The organism is Filimonas zeae, assembly GCF_014641615.1.
In the GTDB taxonomy this organism is placed as follows: Bacteria; Bacteroidota; Bacteroidia; order Chitinophagales; family Chitinophagaceae; genus Filimonas; species Filimonas zeae.
On sequence record NZ_BMIB01000006.1, the window covers coordinates 310,304 to 324,607 of the forward strand.

Consider the following 14,304-nt stretch of genomic DNA (forward strand, 5'->3'; position numbering starts at 1 on the left):
CTAACATATAATGAAATGCCCCCTGAAATGACTCAGAGGGCACATTATTTAGCTGAAACAAGGCAACCCTATTATTATTACTGCTTAATGTAGCCTGTAATACCTTCATATACCCAGCCTGCGGCTCCATTTCCAAGCTCGTTCCAGTTAATTGTATAACGGTGGTGTCCCTGATAATTGTAACGGTAAATAGGGATAGTACCAGCCACTTGTGTAGGAAAAATATAACCTGATATTTTTTCCAGATGCCCATTCTGATTGCCTGCACCCAATTCCATGTAATTGGTAGTGTAAAAGCGCGTACTGTTATACATATAATATCTGTATAAAGGAACCGTACCACTCATAGAATTGTCAAGATAGATATTACCGAGTACCCCTCTTGCCTCCCAGTTTCTGAGTCCGGCAAGTTCGTTAGGCTCTGTAGTTAAAAAGTGGTCGTTCAGGTCCCAGTTATAAAACATATATAACGGCGCAGTTGCATAAGTCAAATTAACAGTCTTTGCCTGCAGATATTGGGTTATATAGTTCTGTACTGCTGCTTTTTTTACAGGATCTGTTATTAACTCGTAGATAGGGATCAGAGCATTGGGACCAAATTCAATCAGTTCTGCTCTTTCCGGAGTGGCAGACGCCTGCCATGCAGAATAATCAACAGGTGCTTCGTCTACCCCTTGTTGTCTGATGCCCTGTATATTTTTAGTCGGATCTCCTCCTACACTTCTATATCTAAGTACCCATTTTGTATTTTTATTCGCCTCAGTTTCACTGATATCTATATTGGTATTTAAACTGAAAATCTTGCCTACAGATGTTTTAACACCCGCCTGCGCAGCTTTGCTCCTGTTTTCACTGGTGGTTTCGCTGTGATAGGTAATTTGTAGTTTACCACCTGTGATAATATTGGTAAGCACATGGGTACCAAATTTAGTCACAATCATTTCAGGTGACTTATTTTGTATATAATCAAGGAAATCATCGGTAAGGTATTGTCTGAGCAAAACAGGATCGGAATCAAACCTTACCTGCTTTTGCTTAACCATGATTATATAAATACCATGGATATACTTAGATGAAAAACTGTCACTTTCATTTGTTGAGAACTTAACCTCACCGGTGAACGCACTAAGGGTAGAGCTCCCGGTTACGCTGAATGCAAGCTTCTTCGTGTAGTCCAAGGCATTTGAACCCCATTCGTAATAAAAATCCTGCTCCCTGAGCATCAGATCCTCTACACGCGTGGGATAAGCAGCCTTCAATTTATCAATATCAACAATAGGCGATCTTGAGCCTGACGGATGTGCAAACTGCGTAGTAAGATCATAGCCACAGCCCAATACATCATAGATTCCATCACCCCCTTTGAGTGGGCTGTGAGAAACAACAGAAGAATCGGTGTTGGTTAAAGGTTGCAGGTCTTTTTCTTTTTTGCAGGACCACAATAACGATCCTGTTAGGATTGCAAATAGGACTTTTTTCATAATTGGAAATAAATATTAAAGAGTTTAGACTAAAGAATTGGGCTAGCAAAAACACATTGCGGAGTTACTCAAAAAAGATATGAGATTGCGGTATTCTCTGGTTTGCATAAGCCAAATTTAGGTTAGGGTTAGCTAATTGCTTTGTTTATACAAAGAACGTATTTTTTTATAAAAATACGGAGACTAAAAATATTTAATTTTTGCAGTAAAGATTACAAAAAAGGCTGTTTCATTTCTGAAACAGCCTCCGGTATTGTAAAAGTCAAAAGAATCTATGCTTCTTCAGCCTTCATAGAACGTGATTGTTTTTTACGCTCTTCTTCGTCCAGAACGGTTTTACGCATACGGATGTGGTTAGGCGTAACCTCAATACACTCATCGCCCTGAATGTATTCCATACATTCTTCCAGCGTCATCAGTGTTTTAGGGGCAATGTTGGTAGCTGCATCACTACCGCTTGCACGCATGTTGGTCAGCTTTTTACCTTCAATAGCGTTTACTACCAGATCTCCTGGCTTAATGTGCTCGGCAATGATCTGACCAGCGTATACTTCCTCTCCCGGATCAACAAAGAAAGTACCTCTGTCCTGTAATTTATCAATAGAGTAACCAGTGGTAGAACCTGTTTGTTTAGCCAGTAACACACCGTTGTTACGGCCAGGAATAACACCTTTCCATGGTTTGTACTCGTTAAAACGGTGCGCCATTACAGCTTCACCCGTTGTAGCGGTCAGCATCTGCGTACGCAGGCCAATCAAACCACGTGAAGGAATTTCAAACTCCAGGTGTTGCATATCACCTTTGGTTTCCATTACATGCATTTCACCTTTACGGCGGGTAACCAGGTCAATAACCTTGCTCGCAAACTCCTGCGGCACGTCTACTACCAGGTTCTCGTAAGGCTCAGATTTTTTACCATCGATGGTTTTAACAATTACCTGAGGCTGACCTACAGTTAACTCGTAACCTTCGCGACGCATAGTTTCAATCAGTACACCCAGGTGCAGAATACCACGGCCATATACCAGGAAGGTATCACCGTTATCGGTATCCACCACACGTAACGCCAGGTTTTTCTCAGTCTCTTTCATCAGACGGTCACGCAGGTGACGGCTGGTAACAAACTTACCATCACGGCCAAAGAAAGGAGAGTTGTTAATACTGAACGTCATGTTCATAGTAGGCTCATCCACGCTGATGATAGGCAGCGCTTCCTGAACTTCTACGTCAGATATAGTATCACCAATGTTGAAATCTTCCAAACCAACTACTGCACACAGGTCGCCGGCAATAACTTCCGTTACCTTACGTTTGCCCATGCCTTCAAACACATACAGTTCGCGTACTTTCTGTTTTTTAACAGTGCCATCCGCCTGCATCAGTGCAATAGGCTGGTTTTCTTTAATAGTACCGCGGGTTACTTTACCAATAGCAATACGGCCCAGGAAAGAAGAGTAATCCAGGGAAGTGATCTGCATTTGCAGCGGACCTTCGTTTACTTTTGGTGCAGGCACGTGCTTTAGAATACCATCCATCAGCGGCATGATATCTTCAGTAGGTGTTAATGAATCGTTGAACCAGCCGTTTTTACCACTACCGTAGTAAGTAGGGAAGTTCAGCTGATCTTCCGTGGCATCCAGGTTAAAGAACAGCTCAAATACCGCGTCATGCACTTCGTCAGGGCGACAGTTAGGCTTATCTACCTTGTTAATTACCACCATTGGCTTCAGGTTCAGTTGTAATGCTTTCTGCAGTACAAAACGCGTTTGAGGCATAGGGCCTTCAAAAGCATCCACCAGCAAAATTACACCGTCGGCCATTTTAAGTACGCGCTCCACTTCACCACCAAAGTCGGCGTGACCAGGAGTATCAATAACGTTTATTTTAACGCCGTTATGGGTAACAGCTGCGTTTTTACTGAATATGGTAATACCTCTTTCTCTTTCAAGGTCATTATTGTCCATGATCAGTTCACCGGTTTCCTGGTTATCGCGGAACACTTTGGCAGTGTGTAAAATACGATCTACCAGGGTGGTTTTACCGTGGTCAACGTGAGCAATAATGGCGATGTTTCTTATATCCATAAAATACAAATGATGAATGGTTTTATAGTTGAAAGGAAATCCATCCAACCTAATTTGGCCGCAAAGGTACGAAAAGATACCGGCAGGGAAAAAGGAAAACGGGATGTTAGGATTTTTTCACCTAAAATTAATGGCAGCAAGCGAGAGGCATCAGTGCGTTCATAGGTCAGCAACCCCGTTTTCTGCAACAAATCTCTCTAAAAATCAGGAGGTATGCTTAAATTCGCTATATATTCGATGGAATCTCATTCATCTTTCGAAAAATAACCAAAACGATTGCTTTAACATGCAGAAACCAACTTACACCAGGCAAAACGTGGGCGCCGTACTGCGTATTGTGAGGCGGGAAAGAGGACTGAAACAGGCTTATGTGGCCATGAAGGCCGGTACCAGCAAAGAATTAATCAGCAAAATGGAGAATGGGAAATGCGACTTCCGCATGTGCCGCCTGAACCAGCTACTACAGATTTACGACTGCTCACCCCCCGATTTCTGGAGCAGATTCGATTACTCCGGCTTTTTTAACCTGGAACCGTGGATTGCGGACAGCGTTGAATAACGCTTAAACAACACAAAACCAATACATTGTTTTAATTACCGGCTGACGAAATCTTCCGGAACAGAAATCGTATGTATTACCATTACCCCGTGGCTTACCCCGGTTTAAGTGTGGATAAGTCCATGTATACTCCATGTTTCCTCCGTAGCTACTCCATACTAACCCGTAGGATGCTCCCGGTATCCTTCCACCATCCTCATACCCATCAGAAGGGTATAAACCACCCCCTATACATCGCTGTAATAAAAGTAAGTACACCACATACGTTTCTCACGCTACCTAAAACCACACACAACGCACCCGGCTGGCTTCCTCAGAACGGTGGGCAAATTTGGTTTTATAAGTGGCCGTTAATTCAAAACCACCCCGCAGCTGCGAAGCGGACCGGAGTTTGGAAATATTGATATCGTAGCTCATACCGATAGACAAATCGTACATATCCATTTTAACCATCGGTACAAGGGCATCATTCCAGCGGTAATACCCGCCAAAGTACAGGGAAAACACATTTTCATCATCGTAGTTCTGCATCAGGTCAGTGCCATATAAGGCACCACCCAGAAACTGCCGGTAGCCTCCCTGAATAAAATAATCGCCGTACAAAATGAGGCGGTTAAAGTCAGAAGTAGGCAGCGTAGCACCTATGTTAATGGCATATTTGGGGTTGAGGTATACGTTAGAGTTACTGGCATAAAAAGCCACTTTTGGCTTGTTCAGGTGAAACATGCCCAGCCCCACGTAATAACGGCTGTTTTCGCCAAAACCACTGCTGTAGGTAATACCGGTTGAAGCATCCCAGTAATTAAAGCCCGTGCGTTCAAAAGTTTGATTGGTGGGCATATTGGGGTCGTACGTTCCGCCAATAAACTGGTCATCCATCCGTAGTTTGGTGGGGTCGAACTGGCTGTTTACCGGACCGCCCATAAAAGCCACAGACAAATAATCATCCGCATTACCGCTAAGCGATTTATGGTAGTTCAATACAGGCAGCAGCTGTGTGCGCTTCAGTTTAATATCCCCCGCTACATCGTACGTAGCCTGCAAACCCACGGTAACCCAGTCGTTCCACTCCCTAACCGGAAACTTAAACTCTGCACTTAATGCCCCGGTTTGAAAAGGTGTGGTTACACTCTGCCATTGATTACGCCAGGCGCCGCTGATACGCATATCGCCATTAAACACACCAGCCAGTGCAGGGTTACGCATCAACGGCAACTCGTTAAACTGCGAAAACGTGTAATCCTGCCCGTTGCCGGACAGGATTAAAAAGAATATCGCTATAGTGCAAAGCCACCAACGCATGAACACCAATCGCCACATAATATCTTTTTTACTGTTTATTTTAATATAGCCACGTTGCCTTTATAGGTGAACGCCTTACCATCTTCACAAACCACCTCACACGTATACACATATACATCCGGAGAAGCAGGTATTCCCTTCACTCTTCCATCCCATCCAAAAGACCGGTCATTAGGCGGGAAGCTGGATCGCTCAAACACTACCTGGCCCCAGCGGTTGAATATGCGGAAGGTTTTAATAGTACGTATACCCTGACCTCTCACCATCAACAGACCATTGGTGGTGCTGCCAGGTACAAAAGCGTTAGGAATGTATACCTGTGTACTTTCGCAGAAGGCTTGTATGCACATGGTGTCTTTAACCGCGCAGTGGTATATGTTTTCTGCATTTACCACATAACAGATATCCGTTTTAACGGTAGCCACCGGTGATGGACAGTTGTTACAACTCAGGTCTTTGGAAGGTGCCCACATCCAACTGATGATAGGACCGTTAGAAACCGTAGGCGTTAACCTTAACTCTGTACCCGTACTCAATACCCTGTCAGGCCCCAGATCTACCGTTGGCCAGCCGCCTACAGCAACTGTTACATAAGCTGTATCGCGGAAACAGTTTTGTGCATCTGTTCCTATTACCTGGTAACGGGTGTTTAAAGTTGGGAAGGCTACCGGTGTAGCGCTTTTGGCATCGTTCAGGGTAGCCGCTGGCGTCCAGCTGAAGTTGGCAAAGCCGCTTACAGATAACTGTGCCGTCTGGCCCAGACAAATAGTATCAAAAGGTTCTGCTATCACTTTTGATGGCTGTACCACATTTACGATAATAGAATCCATACTACTGCAACCAAAGGCATTGGTACCGCGTACAAAATACTTACGGGTTTCGGCAGGTGAAGCCACCGGAGTTAAACAGGTTCCGCAACTAAGATCGTTCAGGGGCGACCATGCCGCGGCGGGCGCGCCATTCAACATCAGCTGCGTACTCTGCCCACGGCAGATAGATACATCATTACCCAAATCCAGTATAGGGGAAGGATTAATAAAGAATGGGAACGACACCGTATCGTAGCAACCAAACTTAGTACCCGCTACCAGTTGTACCTGATAATTGCCGGAAGTATTAAAGGCGGTGGTTATTTCCGGTCCGTTAGTGGCAAATCTGTTACTGAAGTTCCATGCGTATAAAGTCACCTCATCTTCTGAGTTCACCACCGCCCTGAATGTCATATTCGTATGTTCACATCCCGTTACAGGTGCATTCACAGAAGCAATCGGAGGATTGTTCGGTTTCACTGAAACAGGGTTGCGTACCGTATCGCGGCAACCGCTGGTACCGGTAATAACTAATTGCGCCGGAAAGGTATTGGTGCCGTTATAGGTATGCTGTGCATTAGGTCCGTTGCCGGTACCGCCATCGCCAAAGTTCCAGCTCCAGTCCTGTATGCCAAAGTAAGAACGGGAAGAGTCTGTAAAGGCAACCAGGCTGTTACCGCAACTCTGTTGCTGTGCCCAGTTAAAGCCTGCCTGATAATAATCTACCAGTATCTGTTTATCACCATACAACCATACACCACACTCATCTGATAACAACTGTACAGAAGGAATGTAAATGCCCGACTGCTTATAGGTATGGAATACTACGTTAGAAGCGGTAACCAGAGTATCTCCGTCTCCAAATACCCACTCGTACCTGTTGGCACGTCTGGCAAATACTTCAAAACGAACTGGTTTATCCTTACAGATATAACCGTTGTCGTAAGCCAGGTTGCCCTCAGGTCCCTGTATTAGAATGTTACGGGAAGTAGTAAACGTACAACCTTCCGGATGCAGCGCACTCATGGTAACCAGATAGGTATTGTTGCTGGTGTAAGTATGCGAAACCACATCGCCCGTAGCAGTGCTGCCATCACCAAAGTTCCAGCGTGTTAATGCAGAAGGTTTAGAGATGTTGGTAAACGTAACCGTAAACGGTACGCAGTTACCCACCGTATCACTTACCGTAAACATACCTGGCCGTGCCGCCATTACCCTTATGGGATAAGAAGCTCTGTCTGAACACACGTTGCCTCCTTCATACACAATAGTGCCCACCAGCGTAGCAGTAAACGTACCCGCTGCCTGGTAGGCATGTTTTGGACTGGGCAGTGAAGAGGTATGCCCATCTCCAAAGTTCCAGGCACTGCCTGTTAAGGCAGACGGACTGTCGTTTCTGAACAGCAGCGAATCGCCCACGCATATCTCAGAAGGTATCGGTGTAAAATCAACTACCGGTACCACCAGCGATTCCACTGCTTCATAACCCGTAGTATCCGTACAGCCGTTAGAGGCTATCAGTGTAATTTTATATTTACCCGGCTGGGTGTAAATATGCCTCACCGTTTCAATGTTCTCGGTGGTGCTTACTACATTACCATCGCCAAAATCCCAGCGGAAGCTGGTAGCGCCGCGGGTATTGTTCATAAAGTTTACTGTTAAAGGGGTACAGCCAATACGCTCATCACCGTTAACAGACATGTTTAACCTTACAAGATTAGGGGTTACTATAACATTGTAGAAACTGGTATCTGCACCACATTCATTTACCGCAATCAGCCTTACGCGGAAGGTATCCTGTACATAGGTAACATACGTATGGCGCATCAGGCCAGTTGCAGTAGTAACCGAATCTCTGCTGCCATCTGCAAAATGCCAGGTATAAGTAACACGCTCACCCAGCGAGTTGTTGTTAAAGTCAACCGTAAACGGAGAACAACCTCTTGTTTGAGAAGGAGTGAATGCTGCACGCGGTTTAGCCCTTACCAGAATGTTGTGGGTAGCTACTTCGGTAGCACACTCATTGGTTGCTATCAGTTTAATGTGATAGATAGTATCTCTGCGCAACGTACTTATGTCATACGTAATATCCGGTGCATCAAATAAAGCAGAGGTTTGGCCATTGCCAAAATCCCAGGTATAGGTAATACGCGGACTCTTCTTCGATTGGTTGGTAATCCGCACGTTGTACGGTCCGCAACTATTGTCTTCACTTACAATAAATTGAGGCTGCGGTACAGGATACGAATAAAACACTGCTTCCAGGCTATCATTCTTACAACCAAAAGTGCTGGTTACAAACAGCTTTACGGTAACCGAATCATCTTCTTCTGAAACTGTATAACCCGGAAACTCAGCACTGGTACCTATTGATACGCCATTTACCATCCACTGAAAATGGCTGTTGCGATCGTAAAAAGGATTCACCACAATATTGTTGCGGTTAATTTCAAACGGCACACAACCGGTGTTTCTTGCTACAGAAAACTCAGCTCTGGCATCGTTGTTTACCGTTTTGGCAATAATATTACTGGTGCTGGTTAACTCACCAAAACACATTTGGGTACTCACCTTTCTGCGGTATAAGGTGGTTTGTGTTAAACGGCCCGCATCGTAATTGCGCGAGTTAGCACCCACAACAGGCACCCAGGTTACACCTCCATCGGTACTTTCCTCCCATACGTATATATAATCAGCCGCATCACCACCATCGGTAGGGTCAGAGCCACGGATTGCACCAGACAGCTCGTTGTAACAAAGCGTGGTATCTGCATCAATATGGTTGTTGCCAATACCCTTTTTAACGGTAAGTATTTTAACAGGGCTATATTCAACGCAGGGGCCGGAAGTTACCCTTCTGCGTATATATATAGTATTAGAGGCTACCAGCGAAAAGCTTCCGGCAGTAGAGTTAATACCAAAGTTTTGCCAGGTAGTTCCGTCTGTGCTGTATTGCCACTGATATGTATATATACCATTACCACCCTTAGGTGCATTGCCTGGTATGCTAACCAGTGTACCCTCACACACAGTAGTATCTGCATTATGTATAGTATTAGTAAGCGCCGGGCGTACAATAACTTCAATAGAGTCTCTGGTATCAGCACAGGTGCCGTTACTCATCGTCCATATAAACGTATACGTATTACCGGGCCGTAAACCACTTACTGTAGTAGTAGCACTGGTAGCATCAGCCAGGGTAGCACCGGTAATGTTACGTACACTCTGCGTCCATCTGGCTGTTTCACCTGCCGCCGCTGTGCTGGCAGATAAGCCGGTTTGTGTAACATTACACAAATCTTTATCGGCACCCGCATCCGATACGGTAACTCTTGGTTTAACCGTAATAGTAGTAGCAGAAGAATATACCGGAGAAGTACAGTTACCATTAATAACCACTGCGCGGAAAGCAGTAGTAGTTTGTAAGTTAAAGTAAGAATAACTGGTGGAGTTATTGGTATTGGTAGCAGTGCTCCAGGTAGCTTCATTATCTGTACTCATCTGCCATTCTACCACCGTACCACGCTGGCCCGAAAGGGTAATAGTTCCGTTGGCAGAACCTATACAAAAGGTAGCCGGGCGGGATGTGCTGCCGCCGATAGCACCAGCAGATACCGTAAAGTCGAACGTATAAGACTGCGACGGACACGCGCCGTTATCAATACTCCAGGTAAAACTGTACAGCCCGGGAGGAAGCGTGGCAGCAGTTGCAACAGCACTGACCGTAAGCACCGGATTACTTAAATCGGAGTATACAGAAGCAGGGTTGCTGGTGGCAGGCGTCCACACCCCTACTTCCTCCGCGCTCACTGCATTTGCGGTTAACGTGGTAGAAGGTATGTTACACAACGTTGCGTTTCCGGTAACAACAGGTACAGTAGTTTCCGGTTTTACTTTTATCATAGAACTGTCCGATACAACAGCACTACACACGCCGTTCTGCACCACTGCTCTGAATAAGGTGCTCTGCGTAATATTATTAAAGTTCATCTGTCTTCTGCCGGCATTGCCAAAGCTGTTCCAGGTAATACCATTATCTAATGAGGTTTCCCATCTTACAATACTACCCAGCTGGTTTTCCAGATACACCGTACCAAAGTTGGAAGAGATACACACACTGTCGCTCTTTATGGTATGGCCACCCTGGCTGAGAGCAGCCACATAAATAGTAAGCGGGTTAGCGTCTACATAACTGGGGCACGCCGCGTTGGCACCTGCAGAAATCACCACAGCCCGCACCGCAAAAGTGTCCTGTACATTTTCAAATGTAATAGTGGGGCTGTTACTATCTACCAGCGTATCACGCCATACATCCGGTGTACGAACGGGATCAGGATTGTACTGCCATTTTTTAATAACACCCGTATAAGAACCTGCCGGTAAAGACAAGGTTACATCTGCCCCCTCACACACCCTATCGGCACCTGCTATAATAGAACCTACTTCAGGTTTGGCATATACGTTCACATCTACCAGGTCGCTTTGAGGCGTACACTGTGCATCGCCCGCCACTTCCCACTTCAGGGTATAGGCTCCTTCTCTATTAAAGAAAAATGTAGCAGTCGCATCATGTTCATCTGAAAAAGCAGTACTGCTGCCAGCAGGTTTGGTTATTACACTCCAGGTTCCGCGCTCATAAGAACGCACTACCGGGGTAGCATGTAGCACCGTACTGTTGTTGGTGGAGCTGGTAAAATCACACACCACTATATCTGTTCCCGCCACAGGTATTTCTACCTCCGGCCGGTTGTATATCATCACCACATCTTCTGAGGTTCCGCAGTCTTTGCCTTCATCAATTAACCAACGGAAAGTATAATCCACTTCAGGGCGAAGATTAGTAATAGTAGTATTATAAACATGCGGATTAGTAATTACCGCGGTGGTAGTGCCAATCTGCGTCCATGTACCGGTACCCACAATAGGATCGTTTCCTTCCAGCGCAGTGCTGGTTTGGTTACACAGATACTGATCGTCACCGGCAGCAGCAGGAGTTACCCGCGGCCACACCCATACTGCCACAGTAGTATCCGGGCTTTGACAGCCGGTTACGCCGGCAACACTGATGGCATAACGTACCGATTTGGGAACGTTGCCCACATTCACCAATCTGTCCGCAATGGTAGTAGTGTTATTAGATGGCACCGTTACCTGTAGTAACGAGTTACCTGTAACAGAATCCATGGCAACCGAAGTCCATCTGTAAGTAGTGTTGTTTACAGAGCTGGTAAGCGCCAGCGCAGTAGTAGCTCCGCTACAGATAGTATCGGCAGTGCGTGCCACAGATACCAGCGGAGTTGGCTTTATCGTAACCGTGATAGTAAACGGCTCGCCGATACAACCATTGGCATAAGGAGTTACTACATAACGCACTACCGCATCTACCGAACGGGAGTCATTAATAATTACATCGCGTATAGCACCACCGGCAACCGGAACAGACTGGCTATGGAAGCCGCTGGCAGAGCCTGACCGCGCAGAGGCCGTCCATGTATAACTGGTTCCCGCCACAGAAGAAAGCGCTTCATCAATAGGAACACCGCTACACTTGTCCACATTTCTGTCGGTGCCATATATTCTGGGATACACCCTCAGCCGCAACGTATCCTGTATAGCCGGGCACGCATTGGGAATGGTTTCACCCACCAGCACCACGGGGTTAACCGTATAGCTTAATCTGGCCCATCCGGTACTTCTATCACCGTTACCTATATTATAGGTAGTACTGTTTTGGGTGGGTGTAGTAAACGTACCATTATTAGAAGTGCTCCATCTTACTGAGCCATAGGCACCACCGGGCGCACCGGAAAGCTGAATGCTATTTACGGTATAACAAACTGCCGTATCCGGTAATATCGGTCTCAGTATTTCGGAAGTCACCCCGGAATCTATACGTACCAGCTGCGAATCTTTAATCACATTACACCGGTTGGTAAACGTAAGCACCATTTTATAAGTACCTAATCCTGATAATATCAGCGAAGGAAACTTGCTGTGCGAATCGGTTGCACCGGTATAGCTGTAAGTGGCACCGGCAGGAGCGGTAATTTCCCAGCTAACGTGATCATCCCACAGGTTAGAACTGTAAAACGGCTGGTGATTAATATTATAAAAGTCAATAGTTCTTGATCCGCAATATGCCTTAGCCCCCTGCATCACTACCTGAGCTCTCGGTATAATATATACACTTCTTTTGCCCGCGTATACATCACCACAGGAGTTGGTGTAAGCAATATCTATATAATATAAACCAGAGTCGCGAAAAGTAAAAGTGGGGTTGCCTGCTGTCATGCTGGGTGTAACGGTAAAACGGCTGCCGGGGGCCACTTCGTTGTTGTTACGATCGTATACATGCCAGCGGGTGGTGAAAGGATTACAATAGTAGCCTCTGTTTATATCCACCGTATCTACCTGTACACTATGCCCTACACATCCGGTATCTGCACCCGTCATAGTAAACCTCGCTCTCGGGCGGTCTTCAACGCAAATAATTTCTTCATGCGTATCCACGCCACAGGGCGAGTTTGATACATCCAAACGGATAAGGTGTCTGCCAGGCTGCATAAATGTTTGTGAAATACTGGGCCTGCCAGGTATAGGAGTTACTGAATTGTACACCTCTACGCCATCTACATACCATACATATTTGGCGGCAGCCGTACATACGTTAGCCATACTACCATTTCCTATTACACTGGTATTGGTAAACACAACGTTAGTACCCACACAAGCAGGATTCGGAAACTCAAAATGTGACTCCGGTCGCATAAAAACCTGTATGGTAGTTTGTAAACTACTCGGCTGGCTACAGGCTGAAGAAATGGGAAACATAGTTGACACCCTGACAGTAAACATATCGCCGGTTCCGTTACCGCAGGATGTTATTCTATATTGATGCGAAATATCTCCATTAAGTGTACGCAGAGAATCAAGAGAATAAATGGTGGAAGTATTATCCCCCCATTCTACCAGGTATCGTAAGCCTGGATAGTTAGAACCCACCCCACTTCTGGGATCAGTGCTGATAAAAAAGCTGGTAATAGATGGTATACAGCCAGATGCCTGGGGGCGATAGGTAAGACTATTGGTAAAAGGGCTATTAATAATGGTATAAGCACGCGTACTTATCACCCCGTTTTGCTCCGCATTTACAATCAAAGTGTAATAATTGCCGTCTAAATTCACATCCCGCCACTGATTATATAAATTGTCCAGAGAAAGCGTACTTACGGCTCCGGTTTGTTCATTAATCAGCGTGGCAGTGGTAACAGCACCTGTAGTAGAAAGGTTGCTGAATGTAATAGTTTTGGGGCCGCCTGTGTTTGTACACCACCCATAAAACAACCCCGCCACCAGTATATCATCACTATTTGTAGGCGTTGCACCTGCATTAACCACACTGCCTGTACCTATGGTAATGTCGAAGGATGCGGAAACTGAAGCTGGCGAAGTAGTTTTTACTCTCACTTTATAGTTGCCGCCAGGTGTTAACCCTGCAGGCAGAGTGCCGTTTACAAAATCCGCATAAATACCGTTGTAAGAACCAATCAATGCTTCAGAAGCAAAGCTGCCAGATGCATCAGACAGGTACAATTCGAATGTATTGTCTGAGTAAAACAATTCACTGCCATTTACAGGAACCGCTATGGTACTACCGGAAACATAAGGACCAGCCGGTAAATGAGTGGCGTCTATAGAAACTGTTTGCGCAACCAACAGGGTACTTAAAAAGCACGACAATACAGTCAGGTACAGGGTTAGGGGGGATTTCATACTGATATTGGATGTTATACTAACGTTTACGCCAAATGCAGCCTGGCGCTAGTTAGCTTAATGCGGGCGGGAAAGTAGTACTAATACCCCTAAGCGCGTGTCGCTTATTTAAGGGAACGAACCCGTCATCAGTAAAACTACTGAGTTGATTTTCAACTACAAATACAGTTGTTTTTTACCACTGATTAACTGACTATCAATGGGTTGCATACCGCATTTTTCCGGCAGCACTTTGTAATATGGTGCTTCTCCAGCTACCGTATCTTTTAGTTTATTTTATCGTTAATCGCCCCTGT

Annotated in this window: 5 protein-coding genes; 1 reads left to right on the forward strand and 4 read right to left on the reverse strand. The window is 45.5% G+C overall.

What is annotated here, in order from left to right:
- Positions 1-77: 77 nt before the first annotated feature.
- Positions 78-1,481, reverse strand: coding sequence for an MAC/perforin domain-containing protein (locus IEY13_RS27510; protein WP_188958557.1), 1,404 nt, complete (start codon positions 1,479-1,481; stop codon positions 78-80).
- A gap of 272 nt (positions 1,482-1,753) precedes the next feature.
- Complete coding sequence (gene typA, locus IEY13_RS27515; RefSeq protein WP_188958559.1) at positions 1,754-3,565, reverse strand: translational GTPase TypA; 1,812 nt, start codon at positions 3,563-3,565, stop codon at positions 1,754-1,756.
- A gap of 286 nt (positions 3,566-3,851) precedes the next feature.
- Between typA and IEY13_RS27520 the strand changes: the two genes are divergently transcribed.
- Positions 3,852-4,124 (forward strand): helix-turn-helix domain-containing protein, encoded by a 273-nt coding sequence (locus IEY13_RS27520; protein WP_188958561.1) that lies wholly within the window; start codon positions 3,852-3,854, stop codon positions 4,122-4,124.
- A gap of 279 nt (positions 4,125-4,403) precedes the next feature.
- Here the strand turns inward: IEY13_RS27520 and IEY13_RS27525 are convergent, their stop codons facing one another.
- Positions 4,404-5,444 (reverse strand): PorP/SprF family type IX secretion system membrane protein, encoded by a 1,041-nt coding sequence (locus tag IEY13_RS27525; RefSeq protein WP_188958563.1) that lies wholly within the window; start codon positions 5,442-5,444, stop codon positions 4,404-4,406.
- A 17-nt stretch (positions 5,445-5,461) separates the two neighbouring features.
- Positions 5,462-14,008: a PKD domain-containing protein gene (locus tag IEY13_RS27530; protein WP_188958565.1), complete on the reverse strand. Its 8,547-nt coding sequence runs from the start codon at positions 14,006-14,008 to the stop codon at positions 5,462-5,464.
- Between the last annotated feature and the right edge of the window lie 296 nt (positions 14,009-14,304).

What these genes read in the sequence shown, in the direction of transcription:
- IEY13_RS27520 (WP_188958561.1), top strand. Translation starts at nt 3,852, where the DNA reads ATGCAGAAACCAACTTACACCAGGCAAAACGTGGGCGCCGTACTGCGT.
- typA (WP_188958559.1), bottom strand. Translation starts at nt 3,565, where the DNA reads ATGGATATAAGAAACATCGCCATTATTGCTCACGTTGACCACGGTAAA.
- IEY13_RS27530 (WP_188958565.1), bottom strand. Translation starts at nt 14,008, where the DNA reads ATGAAATCCCCCCTAACCCTGTACCTGACTGTATTGTCGTGCTTTTTA.
- IEY13_RS27525 (WP_188958563.1), bottom strand. Translation starts at nt 5,444, where the DNA reads ATGTGGCGATTGGTGTTCATGCGTTGGTGGCTTTGCACTATAGCGATA.
- IEY13_RS27510 (WP_188958557.1), bottom strand. Translation starts at nt 1,481, where the DNA reads ATGAAAAAAGTCCTATTTGCAATCCTAACAGGATCGTTATTGTGGTCC.